Consider the following 234-nt stretch of genomic DNA (forward strand, 5'->3'; position numbering starts at 1 on the left):
TCTCGCAACCGTTCGATGGTGAGTCGGCGACACCCGGCAACGGCATGATGCCGGCATTTCGCGCCGACTCGCGGCACCAGGTCGATCAGGTGCACAAGGCCGGGCTCGACAGTGGCGGCAGCAATGAAGGACCGCCGGGCACTCGCGAGGCCTATACGCCGGATTTTTACGTGGCCTATCTGCGCGATCCTGAAGGCAACAAGCTGGCTGTGTTCTACAGCGGCTGATGGATGG

At 62.8% G+C, this 234-nt stretch carries 1 protein-coding gene; it reads left to right on the plus strand.

Translation table 11 applies throughout. The features are described from left to right. On the plus strand, positions 1 to 227 hold a 227-nt coding region (locus AAEY83_RS18645; protein ID WP_502945229.1), incomplete at its 5' end, for a VOC family protein. Positions 228 to 234: the final 7 nt, after the last annotated feature.

This window comes from Psychrobacter sp. TB20-MNA-CIBAN-0197, assembly GCF_040309765.1.
Lineage (GTDB): Bacteria > Pseudomonadota > Gammaproteobacteria > Pseudomonadales > Moraxellaceae > Psychrobacter > Psychrobacter submarinus.